This is a genomic window from Streptomyces coerulescens (assembly GCF_042657965.1).
GTDB lineage: Bacteria > Actinomycetota > Actinomycetes > Streptomycetales > Streptomycetaceae > Streptomyces > Streptomyces coerulescens.
Genome location: NZ_JBHSKM010000002.1, coordinates 46,936 through 63,581, shown reverse-complemented (window position 1 = coordinate 63,581; position 16,646 = coordinate 46,936). Strand labels below are relative to the sequence as shown.

Here is a 16,646-nt window from a genome sequence, read left to right as displayed (position 1 = left end):
TCAGTCCGCGTCGACGTGGTCGAAGGTCCTCAGCATCTCCTTCAGTACGCGCACGCACGCCTGGAGCTCGGCGTCGGTCAGCTCGCCGCCGACCTGCCGGTTCAGGGCGTGCTCGCGCGCGAGGATCGCGGTGATGACGGCCTCGCCCTCGTCCGTGATGCGGATCAGCGAGGACCGCTGGTGCGCGGGATTGGCTGTGGCCTCGACCCAGCCCCTGGTCATCGCGTCGTTGACCATGCGCTGCACGAACTGCCGGGTCAGCGTCATGACCCGGCCCATCTGAGGCACCGTCATGGATCCGTATCTGTGCAGCAGCACCAGCACGGAGCGCACGCCGACGGACACCCCCTCGACCTCTTCGCCCTGTTCGAGCTTGCGCAGGCCACGCCGATAGAGGGCGCCGATCAGATCGAACACCTCGCTGACCCGGTGGCCGAGATCGTCGGGGGAGAGGGGCTTGGCGGAGTCGTTCACGGGCCCATCATGACACCTCAGTTGCCAAATCTCTCCGAAGATGACACCTTGGTTGTCATGACGACAGCGACGCAAGCTTCGGATCTGCGCTTTTTCACCTCGACCGACGGCGACCTCGCCTACCGCGACGCCGGGGCCGGGGATCTCGTGGTCCTCGTGCACCCCGGATGGGTCGACCACCGCTTCTTCGACGACCAGATACCGGCCCTGGTCTCCGCCGGACACCGTGTCATCGCGGCCGACGTGCGGGGCTTCGGCTTCTCCGCCAACGCCGATGGGCCGTTCCGCTGGGCCGACGACCTCGGCGCCCTGCTGCGCCATCTCGATGCCGGACCCGCGGTCCTGGTCGGCGCGTGCATGGGCGCGGCGGTGGCCACCGACACCGCCCTCGAGTACCCCGAGCTGGTGCGCGCGGTGGTCGTCAGCGGCGCCGGGACCAGCGCGTTCGAGTACTCCGACCCCTGGACGGTGGAGCGGGGCGCCGAGTCGGCGCGCCTGCTGGGCGCCGGTGATGTCGCCGGCTGGGTCGAGGCCTTCGCCAAGAACGTGTCCGGCCCGCACCGCACCGTGGATCAGGTGGACGCCGAGGCCGTGCGCAGGATGCGGGAGATGGCGACGCACACGCTCGGCAAGCACACCCTCGGCGAGAAGGACTGGCGCGTGCCCCTCGCCGACCCCTGGAGCCGGGTGCCGGAGATCGACGTACCCGTACTCGCCGTCCATGGCGCGCTCGACGCGGCCGACGGCATCGAGATGGCCGAGCGGCTCGTGCGCGGCGTGCGCAACGGCCGGTCGGTGACCGTCGAGGACACCGGACACTTCCCGAGCCTGGAGAAGCCCGAGGTCTTCAACGAGATCCTGCTCGACTTCCTGCGGTCCCTGTGACGCCCGTGGCTACGGCACGACCGTCACCGGCCAGCGCCCCGCCTTCACCAGCCGGATCGCGACGGAACCCACGATCCGGTGACCGGCCTGCTCCGAGGCGCCCACCACGACGGCGTCCGCCTTGAGGTCGTCCGCGGCCTTCACCAGCCCGTTGTAGGGGTCGCCCTGGAAGGTGTGGAACTCCCAGCGGACGTCGAATATCCCCTTCAGCCGCTCCGTGGCCTCACGGATGTAGGAGATCAGGGACTCGGCGATCTCGTTGGTCGTCTCCGCGACCGGCGCGCCCAGGGCCGCGCCCGCCGTCATCACCGGCTGCACGTACACGACGGCGAGCAGAGCGTTCTGCCGTCGGGCCAGACCACCGGCGTAGGCCGCCGCGCGCAGCGACGAGTCGGAGCCGTCCACGCCGACCACGATGACCTTGGGTCCGTCCGTTCCCCGCTCGAACTGGTGCGAGTGCTGTTCCGTCACGGGCAGGAGGTTATCGGAAGCCCCAGGTCCCGCCGCCGGGCGGGACGCTCGACGGGCGAAGAGGCGTGGGGCTTCCTACAGTCGGAACATGAGTGCCACCGTGGAGGCCGCGCGGGACAGGGACGTCACGGGTCCGGCACGGCCGCCCGGACACGGCCTGATGAGCAGGGTGCCGGAAGGCTTCGCGACCTTCTTCGGCGCTCTCGGACTGCTGTGTGTCCTGCTCGCGATCATCCCGCCACTGCGCACCGCGCTGCGCCCCGTCGTGCGCGCCCTCGACCAGATCATCGTCCCGGTCAGTGCCAACCTGGCCTACGCCGTCTTCCTCTTCCTGCTCGCCGCCGCGACGGCCGCCCGCAAGAAGATCGCCTGGTGGCTGGTCGTCGTCTATCTGGGCCTGCTCGTCCTGACCGACATCCTCGGCACGGTCGTCGGCGACTACTCCGACTCCGTCCCGTCCCTCATCGTGTGCGGCCTCGCCCTGGCCCTGCTGATCGTCGCCCGCAAGGAGTTCTACGCCGCCTCCCGCAGAGCGGCCGTACGAAGAGCCCTCGGCGTCCTGCTCGTCGGGCTGGTCATCGGCATCCTGCTCGGCTGGGGGCTCGTCGAACTGTTCCCCGGCACGCTGCCGCAGAGCCAGCGCCTCGCGTGGGCCGCCGACCGGGTCTGCGGCGGCCTCGTCTCCGGCACCACCTACGACGGACGGCCGCCGCGCCCCCTGTACTTCCTGCTCGGCCTGTTCGGCGCGCTCGCCCTCCTCAACGCCGCCGCGACGCTGTTCCGCTCGCAGCGCATGGAGGCCTCCCTGCACGACGACGAGGAGGCCCGCATCCGCGCCCTCCTCAAGGCCTACGGCGAGGGGGACTCCCTCGGCTACTTCGCCACCCGGCGCGACAAGGCCGTCGTCTTCTCACCCAGCGGCAAGGCGGCCGTCACCTACCGCGTCGAGGCCGGCGTGTGCCTCGCCAGCGGGGACCCGGTCGGCGACCGGGAGGCCTGGCCGCACGCCATCGCCGTCTGGCTGGACCTGGCCCGCCGCTACGCCTGGGTGCCCGCCGCGATGGGCGCCTCCGAGGACGGCGCCACCGCCTACGCCCGCGCCGGACTCGGCGCCCTCCAACTCGGCGACGAGGCGATCCTGCGGCCCCAGGACTTCGACCTCGACGGCCGCGACATGCGGGTCACCCGGCAGGCCGTCCACCGCGTCCGCCGCACCGGCGCCCACTGCCGTATCCGCCGCCACTCCACCCTCACCGACGCCGAGATGGAGGAGGTGATCCGCAAGACCGACGCCTGGCGCGACACCGAGACCGAGCGCGGCTTCTCCATGGCCCTGGACCGCCTCGGCGACCCCGCCGACGGCGACTGCCTCCTCCTGGAGGCCCTCGGTGAGGACGGCGAACTGCTCGCCCTGCTGTCCTTCGTGCCCTGGGGCAGGGAGGGCGTCTCGCTGGACCTGATGCGCCGTGACCGCGGCGCCCCCAACGGCGTCATGGAGTTCATGGTCGCCGAACTGTGCGACGCGGCACCCAAGCTCGGCATCCGCAGGATCTCCCTGAACTTCGCCGTCTTCCGGTCGGTCTTCGAGGAGGGCGCCCGCATCGGCGCCGGGCCCGTACTGCGGCTGTGGCGGCGCCTGCTGCTGTTCTTCTCCAAGTGGTGGCAGCTGGAGGCCCTCTACCGCTCCAACGCCAAGTACAACCCGCAGTGGTTTCCCCGCTTCATCTGCTACGGCGAGGCCGCCTCCCTCGCCCGCATCGGCATGGCGTCCGGCATCGCCGAGGGCTTCGTCTCCGTACCGTCGCTGCACAAACTCCGCAGAAAGGGGCACCCGAGGAACGGTCCCCGCCCCGCGACCACCGAAGGACTCCCCTCGCTGGCGGCGCTCGGCCTCGAAGGAGGGGACGAGGCCGGGGCGGCCGCGCCGGATGCGGGCCTGCCCGAACAGGTCCGCATCCGGCACCGCACCCTGGACCGGCTGCGTGCCGAGGGCGTCGACCCCTACCCGGTCGGCATCCCGTCCCGCACTCACGCCCTCGCCGAGGTCCGTGCGGGCGAACAGGTCACCGTCGCCGGCCGGGTCATGCTGGTCCGCGACTTCGGCGGCCTCGTCTTCGCCGTGCTGCGCGACTGGTCCGGCGACCACCAGATCGCCCTCACCCGCAAGGACTCCGGCGCCGCGCTCGACCGCTTCACCGCCGACACCGACATCGGCGACCTCATCGGCGCCACCGGCCTGGCCGGCGTCAGCGACAAGGGCGAACCCACCGTCTTCGTCACCTCCTGGCAGCTCATCGGCAAGTGCCTGCGCCCGCTGCCCGACAAACGCCGCGGCCTCGCCGACCCCGAGGCCAAGGTCCGCCTGCGCTACCTCGACCTGGTCTCCAGCCCCGCCGCCCGCGACGTGGTCCGCGCCCGCTCCACCGCCGTCCAGGCCCTGCGCCAGGGCCTGCTGGAGCGCGGCTACCTGGAGGTCGAGACACCGGTCCTCCAGCAGATCCACGGCGGCGCCAACGCCCGTCCCTTCACCACCCACATCAACGCCTACGATCTGGACCTTTACTTGCGCATCGCGCCCGAGCTGTACCTCAAACGGCTGTGCGTCGGCGGCGTCGAGAAGGTCTTCGAGATGGGCCGCACCTTCCGCAACGAAGGCGTCGACTACAAGCACAACCCCGAGTTCACGATCCTGGAGGCCTACCAGGCCTACGCCGACTACGACGTGATGCTCGACCTCGTCCGTGAGCTGATCCAGGGCTGCGCGCGGGCCGCCTTCGGAACGCCGGTCGCCCACAAGGACGGCCAGGAGTACGACATCTCGGGCCAGTGGCCGGTGAAGACGGTGTACGGCGCGATCTCCGAGGTGCTCGGCGAGGAGATCGACCCCGACACCGAACTGCTCCGGCTGCACCGCCACTGCGACCGCGTGGGCGTGCCGTACGTCGCCGACGACGGCCACGGCGACGTGGTCCTGGAGATGTACGAGCGGCTCGTCGAGGAGAAGACCCACCTGCCCACCTTCTACAAGGACTTCCCCACCGACGTCTCCCCGCTCACCCGGCAGCACCGGGGGGACCCGCGGCTCGCCGAGCGATGGGACCTCGTCGCCTTCGGCACCGAACTGGGCACCGCCTACTCCGAGCTCACCGACCCCGTCGAACAGCGCCGCCGCCTCACCGCCCAGTCCCTGCTCGCCGCCGGGGGCGACCCCGAGGCCATGGAACTCGACGAGGACTTCCTCGACGCCCTCGAATACGCCATGCCGCCCACCGGCGGACTCGGCATCGGCGTCGACCGGCTGGTCATGTTCCTCACCGGCCTGACGATCCGGGAAACTCTGCCGTTCCCCCTGGTGCGTCGCCGCTGAACGGGACCACGGGCGGCCCAATCAGCAGGTCCGTGCGGGTGTATTCGTACGGCCGTACCGGTGTCGTACTGGTGCGTCGGTCTCGCATCGGGCGACTGATGAGTCATGACGAAGGATCAGCTGCCCCCGCGTCTGCTCACCCGACGCCGCGCGCTGCTCGCCGGCGCCGCCGCCGTCGGAGCGGCCGGCACCGCCGGGCTGTTCACGACGTTCGCGGGCGACGAGCCGGTCCGACGGGCCACCACCCCGTCCCCGTCCCCGGCCCCGGTCGCGGGCCCCCAGGCGCGCACCGCGCACAAGCCCTCCTCGTACCGCCTCGAACCGCTCATGGGATACGGCCCGCCCAGGGCGGCCCCCCGCCGCACGCCGGTACGCCGCGCACCCATGCTCCAGGTATCCGGACGCGGCCGCCGGATGGTGCTCACCTTCGACGACGGCCCCGACGCCCGCTACACCCCGCACATGCTGGACACCCTGCGCGAGTACGACATCCGCGCGATGTTCTTCGTGTGCGGCGAGATGGTCGCCGAGAACCCGGACCTCGTCGCCAGGATGGCCGACGAGGGCCATGTCGTCGGCAACCACACCTGGTCCCACCCGCTGCTCACCCGGCTCCGCCGCCGCGAGATCCGCGAGGAGATGGAGCGCACCAGCGACATCATCGAGGAGTCGTGCGGCGAGCGCCCCGCCTGGTTCCGGGCCCCCTACGGCGCCTGGAACCGCGCCGCCTTCCAAATCGGTGCCGAACTGGGCATGGACCCGCTGGCCTGGACCGTCGACACCCTCGACTGGACCACCCCCGGCACCCGCACCATCGTCGACCGGGTCGAGAACGGCGCCGCCCCCGGCGTCGTGGTGCTCTCGCACGACGCCGGGGGCGACCGCTCCCAGAGCGTCCAGGCGCTGCGCTTCTATCTGCCGCGGCTGCTGGACTCCGGGTATCACCTCACCGTCCCGGTACGGCACTACGTGTGACGGCTTTCGCCGAGGGGTCGGGGAAAACTCAGCGGACCTCGACCAGGCTGGCGAAAACGACGACGTTCCCGTCATAACCGTTCTGCTGGGAGAAACCGCCGCCACAGGTGATGACCCGCAATTCGGCGGTTCCCTTGGAGGCGTAGACCCGGTCTCCGGGGAAGTTCTCCTTCTGGAACACCTCGACGCCGTAGATCTCGAACACGGCCGTCTTTCCGTCCTTGCGGACGACCTCGACGTGATTTCCCTTCGCCAGTGAGCCGAGACCGTAGAACACGGCGGGCCCCTGCACATTGTCGACGTGGCCGACGACCACCGCGGTGCCCTTCTCGCCGGGCGACACCGAGCCGGTGAACCAGCCCGACAGATTGGGGTCCTCCGGCGGGGGCGCACCGACCCAGCCGTCCACGTCGAGGCCGACCGGGATCATCGGCGCGTCGACGTTGATCGTGGGGATCCGCACCCGGTCCGGCAGGGCGAACGGCAGCGGCTGAGCGGCCCGGGCGAACACCCCGCCGGGCAGCTGGTGGTCCGCCGCGGCCGCCGAAGCGGGCTGCGGCGGACCCACGTCGAACTCGCCGGAGCCGTTGCGGACGAGCGCCAGACCGGTCAGCAGCACCAGCGCTATCACGCCCCAGGGGGCACGCTTCCTCCGTCGCTCCTCCTCTTCGGCCACCTCGAAACCGGACATTCGACTTCCCCTCTCGACGCGGCCGTCGCCACGTCATTCGCGCATACGAAAACGCTAAGTCCCGCACGCGGAACCGGCGACGGGGCAGATACGAACGGGTGGTGCGCACGCCTTCGGTGCGCCATCCGAGTTGCCACCGGCCGGAAAATTCTGACGGTCCGTGACCTGCGGCAATTCCGATTGTGGGGTTGTCGTCCGGCGCGTCCTCTCACCAGGACGGACCATTGCCGAAATGCGGCCTCGGGCAGGGCAACTGAGGGTTTTTCTGGGAGGCGCTTTCTCGCCGATCGATACCGGGGACGGTTCCCGGGGCGTCTTCCGCGGAGGATCACATGCGAAGCACTCGTACCCTGGCGGCCACCGCCACCGCGGTCGCCGCCCTCGGTCTGGCCGCCCCGGTGGCCGTGGCGCGCGACGGCATGCCCGTCGGCCCGAGCAACATCGTCGCCCTGCCCAGCGTCGTCGCCCGCGGCGGGCAGCTGACCATCACCGTCGACGGCTGCCCGCGCGGCGGGACCGCGACCTCGGACGCGTTCAAGCCCACGACCCTGACCCCGGTCGGCGGAAACACGGCCAAGGGCACCGCGACGATCGACAGGAACGCGAAGTCGGGTGCGCACAGCATCACGGTGCACTGCACGGGCGCGAGCCGGCCGCTGACCCACCCCAATGCCTTCACCGTCATCGGCGGCGTCCGCGGCGGCCTCGGCGGCAGCAGCTCCACGGGGGCGACACCGACCGACATGGCCATCGGCGGCGGGCTGATCGTCGTGGCCGTTGTCGGTGGCGCGGTGTTCTGGATGCGGCGCCGCGCGGAGAAGCGGATCTGACCCTCTGACCCGCTGTCCGTCGGCACGGTCGAGGCCGGCCGCCCGCGGAGCACATTCCACATGAGGTGACAGGTGAGACAGACCGCACGCGCCCAGACCTTGGCCCCGGCCCCCTCGTGGGGATCCGGGGCGAAGGTCTGAGTGCGTGGGTGCCGCCTGTCAGGCGTCGTCCTCGTCGGTGCGGCGCCGGGAGAGGTGGTACGCGGTGCCGAGCGCGGCCGTGATGAGCGCGGCGCCCAGGCCGATCTCCTTGAGGTCCAGTCCGGCGAAGGTACCGCCCTCGCCCGCGCGCACACCGTGCTCCGGGTGGTCGGGCCGATCCGGTCGGTCCGGCCGGCCGCCGGCGATGGTGAGGTCGACGCTCTGCCAGAAAGTGCCGCAGTAGAACGACACCTCGTAGACGACCCCGCGCCTGGCGTCCCGGTCGACCCTCGCCCAGGCCGTCGTCCGTCCCCGGGGGATGGTGGCCGTGTCGAAGACGCCCGACGAGACGGTCACGCTCTGCTCGCAGCCCGTGGCCCGCAGCAGGACATGCTCGCCGGGCTCGACGGTGGTCGGGCGGACGGTGGCCCGGAAACCGGAGTTGTCGTCCCGCGCCTGCGCGGCGGGGGAGGTCATGGCGAGGGCGCTGACCCCGAGCAGCGCGGCAGCAGCGACGCGTATCGCACGCATGGTGTCCTCCGGTCCCCGAGGGGCAGCCGCGGACCTCTTCCGCTCGCGCCAGAATGCACCTCGGTGACCGAAACGCTAGGAACGTGCGTACAACCGCGCGATCGGTGTCGTACGAATGGGGCATGCGGTGTGGCCCGTTCAGGGGACGGCGGTCCCGCGGGCGGGTGACGGTGGCGGCGTGGCGGCATCGAATCGAGTTCCGTCACCACGTCGCCGCCGCCGTCCCCGAGTGCGGGCCGGGTCAGCCCATGGAGTGCGGGAAGAGCGCGAGGAACGGTTCCGTCGACGCCGTCACGCCGCGGCTGTAGGGATCGTCGAAGTCCCAGATGAGGAAGAGCAGGAAGGCGATCAGCGCGGAGAACAGCCCGGCGAGGACCAGCTCACGGGCCGTACGCCGGATCTGGAGGGCGAACACCATCCCGATGGTCACCACACCGCCGGCCAGCAGCCCGAACCAGACCACGCCCGGCATGGTGTCGCCGGTCGAGTTCGCGCGTGAGTTGCGCGCCTGGTCCGCCGCGGTCACCTGGTCCAGAAGCGGCTGATAGGCCTGCGCCTCGAAGTCCGACTCGGGCACGTAGTCGGTGACGTCCTCGCGGATGCGCTGGAGAAGCTCGGTGCCGCGGTCGGTGACCTCACCGTGCTCCGTCATGTGCTTCCACTCCTTGGTGACGACGTGTCCGACATAGGCGTTGACATCGTCCCGAATGCGGTCGCGCACGTCGGCCGGATACACCCGGACCCGTTCGGAGACCTCGTGCAGCGCCACGGCCTCCGCCTGGACATGGTCCTGGGCGGCGCTGCGGGCCTCCCACACCCCGGCGATCGCCAGACCCAGCACGATGGCGTACACCACGCCGATCCACATCGTCATGTACTCGATGACGTCCGGGGTCTCGGAGGGATCCTCGTCCTCGGGGGCAGTGCGATGCCGTACGAGGGTGATGACGACCACCACGGCGCAGGCGGCCAGCATCGCGAGGGTGAGAACAAGCCATTCCGGCAAGAGAAGCCTCCAGGGTCAGCGCGGTCGGAGCGCGGCGACGGCGGCGATGGCGGGCACCGCGATGAGCAGGACGAAGGTGAGGGGCGACTGGGCACGGTGCACGGCCCGCTTGTGCGGGGTGGCGCGGTACGGCGGATAGCGCACCGGGGTCGCGGACGGACTGGGCGTGGGTTTGACCGACGGCTTCGGCTTCGGCGTCGGGGTGGGAGTGGGCGTCGGCCGCGCACGGGGCGGCGCGGGCCGGGGAGCCGGCTTCGCCGGTGGCGGCGGAGGGGGCTTCGGTTTCGGGGTGGGCGGGGGTTTCGGCGTCGGTGTCGGTGTCGGCGTCGGGTCGGGTGCCGGTGTCGTCGTCTTCGGTGGTGGCGAAGGCGTCGGGGTGGGCGTAGGGCTGGGGGTCGGCGTCGGGCAGGGCGGGGGAGTCGGCCAGGTGTCGGGGCCGGCCGCCGCGACGGCACGGGCGCCGTCCGGCCCGGTGTCGGCGACCACGACCACCGGCGTGCCGTCCGGCCCCGTGCCGACGTACGCGCAGGACGTGGCCACGGCTGCCCCGGACGGTGCCGACACCAGGAGCCAGGTCAGCGTGACCACCGTCAACACCCTTGCGGTCAGGGCGGATTGGGTCGGTTCGAGTGCATGCACGACGAAGATCTTGAGGCCACCGTGCGCACCGACGTGCCGGAGAACGGATGAAATGCCCCGAACGGGCGACGGGCGCCCCTCGAAAGGTTTGATCAGCGGGCGTGCGCGTGACCACCGGGGCGCACGCGTGTGCTACGGGAGGCGCACGGAGTCGCGGCACTGATGCGGTTGTTCACAGCTGTGACAGGGGTGCCGTCACAGGCTCCGGAAAGAAAGTTGTGTGCCGGTTGAACACGAGAGCGGCCTTCGTGCGTACCTCTTGTCGTGCGGCGGCGCAGCAGGGCGCTGCAACACCCTTGTGATGATCGGGGAGTTGACGATGAAGACCTCGTGGCGGAGCGCCTCGCTCGTGGTGAGCGCCGTGGCGGTGGCGGCGCTGACGACGGCATGCGGCTCGGAAACCGCCCCGCCGGCGAGCAGCCAGAACGTGGGTGCCACGGCCGCGGCCGGTGACTACGGAAGCGGCACCGGCCTCGGGTCCGGCTATGACGCGGGTGCGGCGGGCCAGGAGGGCGCCGCCACCCAGGCCGCCTCGGCGGGTGAACTGACCGTGGCCACCAACGCGGAACTCGGCGAGTTGCTGACCGACAGCGACGGAATGACCCTCTACCGCTTCGACAAGGACGTCGCCGAGCCGCCCAAGTCGAACTGCGACGGCGACTGCGCGGCGAAGTGGCCGCCGGTCCCCGCGAACGACGCCAAGGCCGGCGTGGGCATCGACAAGAACCTGCTCGGCTCGGTCACCCGGACCGACGGCACCAAGCAGCTGACGATCGACGGCTGGCCGGCCTACCGCTACGCCAAGGACACCAAGGCCGGTGACGTCAACGGCCAGGGCGTGGGCGGCACTTGGTACGCGCTGGCCCCCACCGGCAAGAAGGCGCAGGGCGAGGATGCCGAGCTGCCCGGTCTGTCCACACGCAAGGACTCCGAGCTCGGCGAGATCGTCATCGACAAGAACGGCCACACGGTCTACCGCTTCATGAAGGACAAGCCCTGGCCGATGTCGACGGCCTGCACCGGCGAGTGCTTGGAGAAGTGGCCCGTCATCGCGCCGGTCGACGCCGAGGACACCGAGGGCATCGACCTGAAGGGCTCCGGTCCCCGGGGCCAGGGCTACGTGGTCTTCGACCGGCCCGACGGCATCAAGCAGCAGACCATCGACTGCGTACCGATCTACACCTTCGCCGGTGACAAGAAGCCCGGCGACACCAACGGTCAGGGCGTCGGCGGCACCTGGTTCGCCATCCGTCCCGACGGCACACCGGTCGGCGCGCCGGAGAAGTAAGGATCACACCTCCCCAGGGTTGATCGCCTCACCCGGTCGAGAAGGTCCATGGAAGGGAGTCACGAGGACGCGAGATTGCCGGACGAACGGCCGGCGCGCCGACTCACCGGTCCACCCCCTGAAGCTCCACGCACAGGGGGTGGACCGGTTTGCCCGCGTCGGCATATTTTTCGTAGCGGGTACGAGGGGCGGCAATTCGGCACGTGCCACTGGCAGTGACCGGGAACGGATGGTCAATTTCCGTTTCCGCTCGCTCCTTTGGCGGGCGATCAGTAGCCTCAGCTCGAACACCGGATCGCCTACGCCTTGGAGAGATAGATGGAGCGTCCCGCCTGGGCTCCCCGGAGCATCGACATCTCGGTGCCCAGCGTCTCGCGGATCTACGACTACTACCTGGGCGGTTCGCACAACTTCGAGGTCGACCGGGAAGCGGCCCGCAAGGCCATGGACTTCATGCCGGGCCTCCCCAAGATCATGCAGGCCAACCGGGCGTTCATGCGCCGCGCGGTGCGCTTCGCCCTCGACGAGGGCATCACCCAGTTCCTGGACATCGGCTCCGGCATCCCGACCTTCGGCAATGTCCACGAGGTGGCCCAGGCGCAACACCCCGGCGCACGCGTGGTGTACGTCGACCACGACCCGGTCGCCGTCGCGCACAGCCAGGCGGTTCTCGCCGGCAACGACGACGCGGACATCGTCGCCGCGGACCTGCGCAAGCCCCAGGAGATCCTGACCAGTTCCGAGATCGAGCGCCTGATCGACCTGAACCGGCCAGTGGCGCTGCTGCTCGTTGCCATACTGCACTTCGTGGAGGACGAGGACGAACCCTATGAGGCGGTGGCCGAGCTGCGCGACGCGCTCGCGCCCGGCAGCATGCTGGTGCTCACGCACGCCTCGTACGAGGGAATCCCGCTGCCCGAGGAGCGGGCCAAGGGCACGGTCGACGTGTACAAGGACATTCGCAACCCGCTGATCATGCGTTCGCGTGACGAGATCGCGCGGTTCTTCGAGGGGTACGACATGGTGGAACCCGGACTGGTGCCGATGCCGCACTGGCGGCCCGACACCACACCGGAGGACGAGGATCCGTGGGCCTTCTCCGGGTTCGCCGGCGTGGGGCGTACCGCGTGAGCGCGGGGCCGGACGGGCCGGAGGACAGACTGCGCCGGTTCGCGACGATCTGGAGCCGGGCGGTCTTCCCGGTCACCTCGACGTCGTCGACCCGGCCGGAGTTCGAGGAGCAACTGCTGCCGCTCGCCCGACGGTTGAGCGAGGCACTCAGGGCCAGGGCGTTCGACGCGGACGAGGGCAGGTCGGTGGGCGCGGCTCTGGTCGCCTCGCACTGCACCGACCCCGAGGCGCTCAGCCGCTCGCTGGACTGCGTCGAGGCCTACCTCGTGCTGTACTGCGGCGACGGCGGTGACCAGGAGGACCTGCGGGCACGCTGCGGGCGGCTCCAGCACGCCATGGCCGCCGGGTTCGCGCAGGCGCTGCGCGAGCGGACCCTGGCCGAGCAGGAGGCGATCTCCGCGGCCGCGCTCAAGGCGCAGGGCGTGGTCGCCCAGGCCCTGCACGACACCGAGGCCCGCTTCCGCGCGGTGTTCGAGGGCGCGGCCATAGGTATCGGCATCGCCGACCTCGACGGCAACATCATCCAGGTCAACGGCGCCCTGCTGCGGATGTTCGGCAGCTCCGAACAGGCGCTGCGCACCCGCAACGTCCAGGAGTGGACCCACCCCGAGGACGCACCGCAGACCTGGAAGCTCTACGACGAACTCGTCCGTGGCGAGCGCGAGCACTACCACGTCGAAAAGGCCTTCTACCGGCCCGACGGAACGGTGCTGTGGACCAACCTCACGGTCTCCCTGCTGCGCGACGCCGACGGCGAACCCCAGTACCAGCTGGCCCTGATGGAGGACACCACCGAGCGCCGGCTGCTCAACCTGCGGCTGCGCTACGAGGCCACCCACGACGCGCTGACCGGCCTGCCCAACCGCACCTTCTTCTTCGAGCGCCTGGAGAAGGCACTGAGCGCCGGGGAAGGCCAGCGGTTCGGGCTGTGCTACCTCGACCTGGACGGCTTCAAGACCGTCAACGACAGCCTCGGCCACGCGGCCGGCGACCGGCTGCTCGTCGAGGTCGCCGACCGCCTCCAGTCCTGCGCCACCGCGCCCGGCGAGATGGTCGCCCGGCTCGGCGGTGACGAGTTCGTGGCGCTGACCACCGGCCCCGACACCGAGCGCGAGGTCGACGAGCTCGCCACCCGGATCATGAACGTGCTGGTCGCCCCGATCAGCGTCGACGGCCGCGAACTGACCGTGCGCGGCAGCATCGGCATCGTCGAGGGCCCGGCGGGCGAACGCAGCCCGGCCGAGGTGCTGCGCAGCGCCGACATCACCATGTACCGGGCCAAGTCCGCGGGCGGCAACCGCTTCGAGCTCGCCGACGAGGAGGCCGACGCCCGCGCCATCACCCGGCACGGGCTGACCACGGCACTGCCGACGGCCCTGGACCGGGGCGAGTTCTTCATCGAGTACCAGCCGCTGGTCCACCTCGGCGACGGCAGCGTGCGCGGCGCCGAGGCCCTGGTGCGGTGGCTGCATCCGCAGCACGGCGTCCTCGGCCCGGACCGGTTCATCCCGCTCGCCGAGCACACGGGGCTCATCGTGCCGCTCGGCCGCTGGGTCCTGGAGCAGTCGGTGCGCCAGGCCCGCGAGTGGCGGGAACGCCACGACGACGCCGGGCCCTTCCGCATCAACGTCAACCTCTCGCCGTGCCAGCTCACCCACCCCGGACTCGTCCAGGACACCGTCGACATCCTGGAGCGCGCGGGCATGGCACCCGATGCCCTCTGCCTGGAGGTCACCGAGTCGGCCCTCATCGGCGCCGACGACGCCCTGCTCAAGCCCCTGCGCCGACTGGCCGACATGGGCGTCGACATCGCCCTGGACGACTTCGGCACCGGCTACTCCAACCTCGCCAACCTGCGCCGGCTGCCGGTGAGCATCCTCAAGCTGGACCGCTCCTTCACGCAGAGCATGCAGCGCTTCCCGGCCGACCCCGTCGACCTGAAGATCGTCGAGGGCATCGTCTCCCTGGCGCACAGCCTGAGCCTCGCGGTGACGGTGGAGGGCGTGGAGACCGGCGCCCAGGCCGAGCAGCTGCGGATACTGGGCTGCGACACCGCCCAGGGCTGGTACTACGCCCGTCCGGGCCCGCCGGAGCGCCTGCACGAACTGGCGCTGGTGGACGCGACGGGCTGAGGGGACTGGGGCGTACGGGACGGGCCGTATAGCGTGAGGCCATGCCCGACCGGCCGATCGATCTGGATCTGCGCAAGCTGCGCTACTTCGTGGCCGTGGCCGAGCGTCGGCACTTCGGCCAGGCCGCCGTCGCCCTGCACGTCACCCAGCCCGCACTGTCCCGGCAGGTACGGCAGCTGGAGCACGAGCTGCGGGTCGAGCTGTTCACCCGCAGCACGCGCGATGTCGCGCTCACGCCGGCCGGTGAACAGTTCCTGCGGGACGCCAAGGCGCTGCTCGCCGCCTCGGAGGCAGCCCAGGAACGGGCCCGGCGCATCGCCTCCGGCGACAACGCGCTGATCGTCGGGTTCATGCTCGGCACGGACGTGGGCCTCGCTCTGAACGCGTTCTCGGCACGGTTCCCCCGCGTGTCCATCGAGCTGGTCCGGCTGCGCTGGTGGAGCCAGGCGCGGGCCCTGCTGGACGGCAGCGTCGACGTCGGCTTCGTACGGCCGCCCCTGGAGGCCGAGGGGATCGACCTGCTGCCGCTGTACCCCGAGCACATCGCCGCCGTGCTGCCCGTCGACCATCCCCGGGCACCCGACGCCAAGGTCGCCCTCGCCGCCCTGACCGACGCACCCGTCCTGGAGTACGCGGAGGCCACCGAGGCCTGGTCGGCGGTCTGGAACGCCGATCCCCGCCCCGACGGCACCCGGCCCGGCCACGGCCCCGCCTTCCACGACATGGAGGAGCTGTTGGGCTATGTCCGCAGCGGGCGCGGTATCGCCTTCGTGCCGTCCTCCGTCGCGGCCGCCTTCCCGCGGTCCGACATCGCCTACGTCCCGGTCGCCGACGTACCGCCCGGGCAGGTGTCCCTGGCCTGGAACGCCGCGCGCCCCTCGCACCTGGTGACGAGCTTCGTCGAGACGCTGCGGGCCCACGGCACGCGGTAGACCTGCACCGATGCCGTCAGGGCATCAATGGGGCCGCAACCGGCATTGGACGGGATCACCGAGGCCTCACAGACTCGGAAGTGCAAGGAATGCACCTGAGTACCGCCCCCGATCCCCCCTTGGAGCCCGCGATGCGTGCTGCTGTCGCCACCGGCCCGAACCTCCCGCTGGCCCTCGACAACCTCGACGTCCCCCAGCCCGCCGCGGGCGAGGTCCTCGTCAAGGTCACCGCCTGCGGCGTCTGCTTCTCCGATCTGAACCTGCTGCGCGGCCACTACCCCTTCGCCCGGTACCCCGTCGTCCCCGGCCACGAGATCACCGGCGTGGTGACGGCCGTGGGTGAGGGCGTGACCTTCCCGGAGGTCGGCACGGTGGTGGGCGCCCAGTTCCTCTACGACTCGTGCGGGCACTGTGACTACTGCGTGCGCGGCGACCAGATCCTGTGCCCCCGCAAGCGCATCACCGGCATCGTGGCCGACGGCGGCTACGCCGAGTACGCCCTGTTCAAGGCAGGGTTCGTCACCCCGCTGCCGGACGGCCTCGACCCGGTGGCCGCGGCGCCGCTGATGTGCGCGGGCCTCACGGCCTTCAACGGTCTGCGGCAGGGCGGTGTGCGGGCCGGTTCCCGGGTCGCCGTCGTCGGCCTGGGCGGAGTCGGCGCCCTGGCCGCGCGCTACGCCGTCGCCATGGGCGCCCGAGTCGCCGTGGTCGGCCGCTCCCGGCGCGGCGAGGACCAGGCGAAGGCGCTGGGCGCCGAACTGTTCGTCGCCACCGACGAGTCCGACCCGGCCGACGCCCTCAAGGCCTGGGACGGCGGCGCCGACCTGGTGCTGAACGCCGCCCCGTCCACCGCCGCGGCCACCGCCACCCTGGGCGGCATCGCCCCCGACGGCACCCTGCTGCTCCTCGGCTACGGCTCCGAGCCGCTCACCCTGCCCACCCAGCCCATGATCCTCAACCGGCTGCACGTGGCCGCGTCCCCGTCCGGCTCCCCGCACGACCTGCGCGACACCCTCGCCTTCTCGGCGGCCCACGGCATCCTGCCCGAGGTCACGCCCATCGGCCTGGACGAGGCACCTTCCGTACTCGACGCCATGGCCGACGGCACCGCCCACGGCCGCAGCGTGATCACCTTCGCCTGACTTTCCCCGAG

Annotated in this window: 15 protein-coding genes; 9 read left to right on the top strand and 6 right to left on the bottom strand. The window is 71.1% G+C overall.

Annotated features, from left to right (window positions below; translation table 11 throughout):
* A complete protein-coding gene (locus ACFPQ9_RS01805; RefSeq protein ID WP_380845363.1) occupies positions 1 to 474 on the bottom strand; it encodes a MarR family winged helix-turn-helix transcriptional regulator in 474 nt (157 codons plus the stop codon).
* Between the two features lie 57 nt (positions 475 to 531).
* Here ACFPQ9_RS01805 and ACFPQ9_RS01800 point away from each other — a divergent pair, with 57 nt between their 5' ends.
* Positions 532 to 1,359 (top strand): alpha/beta fold hydrolase, encoded by an 828-nt coding sequence (locus tag ACFPQ9_RS01800; protein WP_380845360.1) that lies wholly within the window; start codon positions 532 to 534, stop codon positions 1,357 to 1,359.
* Positions 1,360 to 1,368: 9 nt separating this feature from the next.
* Here ACFPQ9_RS01800 and ACFPQ9_RS01795 read toward each other — a convergent pair whose 3' ends face one another.
* Positions 1,369 to 1,830 (bottom strand): universal stress protein, encoded by a 462-nt coding sequence (locus ACFPQ9_RS01795; protein ID WP_380845357.1) that lies wholly within the window; start codon positions 1,828 to 1,830, stop codon positions 1,369 to 1,371.
* A gap of 88 nt (positions 1,831 to 1,918) precedes the next feature.
* On the opposite strand from ACFPQ9_RS01795, the gene lysX reads away from it, so the two are divergent.
* Together lysX and ACFPQ9_RS01785 are read left to right on the top strand one after the other, a co-directional pair.
* Positions 1,919 to 5,197 (top strand): bifunctional lysylphosphatidylglycerol synthetase/lysine--tRNA ligase LysX, encoded by a 3,279-nt coding sequence (lysX, locus tag ACFPQ9_RS01790; protein WP_380845355.1) that lies wholly within the window; start codon positions 1,919 to 1,921, stop codon positions 5,195 to 5,197.
* A gap of 105 nt (positions 5,198 to 5,302) precedes the next feature.
* Positions 5,303 to 6,172: a polysaccharide deacetylase family protein gene (locus tag ACFPQ9_RS01785; RefSeq protein WP_380845352.1), complete on the top strand. Its 870-nt coding sequence runs from the start codon at positions 5,303 to 5,305 to the stop codon at positions 6,170 to 6,172.
* A gap of 28 nt (positions 6,173 to 6,200) precedes the next feature.
* Here ACFPQ9_RS01785 and ACFPQ9_RS01780 read toward each other — a convergent pair whose 3' ends face one another.
* On the bottom strand, positions 6,201 to 6,863 hold the full coding sequence (locus ACFPQ9_RS01780; RefSeq protein WP_380845349.1) for a class F sortase: 663 nt from the start codon (positions 6,861 to 6,863) through the stop codon (positions 6,201 to 6,203).
* A 332-nt stretch (positions 6,864 to 7,195) separates the two neighbouring features.
* On the opposite strand from ACFPQ9_RS01780, the gene ACFPQ9_RS01775 reads away from it, so the two are divergent.
* Positions 7,196 to 7,693, top strand: coding sequence for a hypothetical protein (locus ACFPQ9_RS01775; RefSeq protein ID WP_380845346.1), 498 nt, complete (start codon positions 7,196 to 7,198; stop codon positions 7,691 to 7,693).
* Positions 7,694 to 7,852: 159 nt separating this feature from the next.
* Here the strand turns inward: ACFPQ9_RS01775 and ACFPQ9_RS01770 are convergent, their stop codons facing one another.
* The 3 genes from ACFPQ9_RS01770 to ACFPQ9_RS01760 all read right to left on the bottom strand — a co-directional run bounded on the left by ACFPQ9_RS01770 (position 7,853) and on the right by ACFPQ9_RS01760 (position 10,010).
* A complete protein-coding gene (locus ACFPQ9_RS01770; protein WP_380845343.1) occupies positions 7,853 to 8,365 on the bottom strand; it encodes a hypothetical protein in 513 nt (170 codons plus the stop codon).
* Positions 8,366 to 8,606: 241 nt separating this feature from the next.
* Positions 8,607 to 9,371, bottom strand: coding sequence for a bestrophin-like domain (locus ACFPQ9_RS01765; protein ID WP_380845340.1), 765 nt, complete (start codon positions 9,369 to 9,371; stop codon positions 8,607 to 8,609).
* A gap of 15 nt (positions 9,372 to 9,386) precedes the next feature.
* Positions 9,387 to 10,010 carry a hypothetical protein gene (locus ACFPQ9_RS01760; RefSeq protein ID WP_380845337.1) on the bottom strand — a complete coding sequence of 208 codons (624 nt, stop codon included), beginning with the start codon at positions 10,008 to 10,010 and terminating at the stop codon, positions 9,387 to 9,389.
* Positions 10,011 to 10,329: 319 nt separating this feature from the next.
* On the opposite strand from ACFPQ9_RS01760, the gene ACFPQ9_RS01755 reads away from it, so the two are divergent.
* The 5 genes from ACFPQ9_RS01755 to ACFPQ9_RS01735 all read left to right on the top strand — a co-directional run bounded on the left by ACFPQ9_RS01755 (position 10,330) and on the right by ACFPQ9_RS01735 (position 16,635).
* Positions 10,330 to 11,298, top strand: coding sequence for an SCO0930 family lipoprotein (locus ACFPQ9_RS01755; protein ID WP_380845334.1), 969 nt, complete (start codon positions 10,330 to 10,332; stop codon positions 11,296 to 11,298).
* 318 nt (positions 11,299 to 11,616) lie between these two features.
* Positions 11,617 to 12,429: an SAM-dependent methyltransferase gene (locus ACFPQ9_RS01750; protein ID WP_380845331.1), complete on the top strand. Its 813-nt coding sequence runs from the start codon at positions 11,617 to 11,619 to the stop codon at positions 12,427 to 12,429.
* The gene (locus ACFPQ9_RS01745) at positions 12,426 to 14,561 is read left to right on the top strand and encodes a putative bifunctional diguanylate cyclase/phosphodiesterase (RefSeq protein ID WP_380845328.1); all 2,136 of its coding nucleotides are present in this window, start codon (positions 12,426 to 12,428) and stop codon (positions 14,559 to 14,561) included. The genes ACFPQ9_RS01750 and ACFPQ9_RS01745 overlap by 4 nt, the downstream gene beginning before the upstream one ends.
* Before the next feature lie 41 nt (positions 14,562 to 14,602).
* Positions 14,603 to 15,493 (top strand): LysR family transcriptional regulator, encoded by an 891-nt coding sequence (locus tag ACFPQ9_RS01740; RefSeq protein ID WP_380845325.1) that lies wholly within the window; start codon positions 14,603 to 14,605, stop codon positions 15,491 to 15,493.
* Positions 15,494 to 15,624: 131 nt separating this feature from the next.
* Complete coding sequence (locus tag ACFPQ9_RS01735) at positions 15,625 to 16,635, top strand: alcohol dehydrogenase catalytic domain-containing protein (protein WP_380845322.1); 1,011 nt, start codon at positions 15,625 to 15,627, stop codon at positions 16,633 to 16,635.
* Positions 16,636 to 16,646: the final 11 nt, after the last annotated feature.

What these genes read in the sequence shown, in the direction of transcription:
- ACFPQ9_RS01800 (WP_380845360.1), top strand. Translation starts at nt 532, where the DNA reads ATGACGACAGCGACGCAAGCTTCGGATCTGCGCTTTTTCACCTCGACC.
- lysX (WP_380845355.1), top strand. Translation starts at nt 1,919, where the DNA reads ATGAGTGCCACCGTGGAGGCCGCGCGGGACAGGGACGTCACGGGTCCG.
- ACFPQ9_RS01785 (WP_380845352.1), top strand. Translation starts at nt 5,303, where the DNA reads ATGACGAAGGATCAGCTGCCCCCGCGTCTGCTCACCCGACGCCGCGCG.
- ACFPQ9_RS01780 (WP_380845349.1), bottom strand. Translation starts at nt 6,863, where the DNA reads ATGTCCGGTTTCGAGGTGGCCGAAGAGGAGGAGCGACGGAGGAAGCGT.
- ACFPQ9_RS01775 (WP_380845346.1), top strand. Translation starts at nt 7,196, where the DNA reads ATGCGAAGCACTCGTACCCTGGCGGCCACCGCCACCGCGGTCGCCGCC.
- ACFPQ9_RS01770 (WP_380845343.1), bottom strand. Translation starts at nt 8,365, where the DNA reads ATGCGTGCGATACGCGTCGCTGCTGCCGCGCTGCTCGGGGTCAGCGCC.
- ACFPQ9_RS01755 (WP_380845334.1), top strand. Translation starts at nt 10,330, where the DNA reads ATGAAGACCTCGTGGCGGAGCGCCTCGCTCGTGGTGAGCGCCGTGGCG.
- ACFPQ9_RS01750 (WP_380845331.1), top strand. Translation starts at nt 11,617, where the DNA reads ATGGAGCGTCCCGCCTGGGCTCCCCGGAGCATCGACATCTCGGTGCCC.
- ACFPQ9_RS01740 (WP_380845325.1), top strand. Translation starts at nt 14,603, where the DNA reads ATGCCCGACCGGCCGATCGATCTGGATCTGCGCAAGCTGCGCTACTTC.
- ACFPQ9_RS01735 (WP_380845322.1), top strand. Translation starts at nt 15,625, where the DNA reads ATGCGTGCTGCTGTCGCCACCGGCCCGAACCTCCCGCTGGCCCTCGAC.